Source organism: Xanthomonas sp. SHU 199, assembly GCF_000364665.1.
Taxonomy (GTDB): domain Bacteria; phylum Pseudomonadota; class Gammaproteobacteria; order Xanthomonadales; family Xanthomonadaceae; genus Xanthomonas_A; species Xanthomonas_A sontii.
Genome location: NZ_AQOI01000813.1, coordinates 1 through 669 on the forward strand (window position 1 = coordinate 1; position 669 = coordinate 669).

A 669-nucleotide genomic window follows, 5' to 3' on the forward strand; every position below is an offset into this window, starting at 1 on the left:
CGCCAGCAGGGCCAGGGTGCGCGGCCGCGCCGGCGCCGCAGGCACGCGCGCATCCAGCGCCTCGCGCGCCTTCTGTTCTTCGCCGATGGCTTGCGCCGCGACCACCTCGGCCAGGCGCAACGGCGCGGACTGCGGCGCCTGCGCGCTGGCCTCGGCGAACTGCTGCAGTGCCTGCGCGCTGTCGTCGTGCTGCTGCGCTGCCAGGCCGCGCGCATACGCCTGCAGCACGGTGGGCGCGGGCAGGTCGTCGGGCAGGGTGGCGCCTTCGCCGAGCAGCGCCCTGGACGCGATCGGCAACCAGGCGGCGTAGGCCGCGGCTGGATCGGCGGCGGTCGGTCCGTCGATGCGTTGCGGCGCGCCGCTGGCCGGGTGCAGCAGCGCCTGCAGGCGCCAGCCGGCGCCTTGGTGTTGCAGGCTCGGCTGCAGCACGCGCTGCGCCGAAGCGAGCCGGCGCAGCGCCGCCACGTCCAGCGGTGCCTGACCGGTGGGGTCGTACTGGCGCAACGCCTGCCGGGTGCGCGCGTCATCGACCACGGTTAGCGTTTCGCCGAGGCTGCCGCGCAGCCAGCTGCCGAGCGCCAGGCGTTGCTCGGCGCTGCCCGGGTCGCCGGCCAGTGGCAGGACCAGCAGGCGCGGCAGCGGTTGCGCGGCGACCACCGGCGGCGGGGC

General features: G+C 77.1%; 1 pseudogene. It reads right to left on the reverse strand.

Features of this window, described 5'->3' with window-relative positions:
• Window positions 1-669: pseudogene (locus D183_RS0122180) on the reverse strand (serine/threonine-protein kinase); the annotation flags it as partial.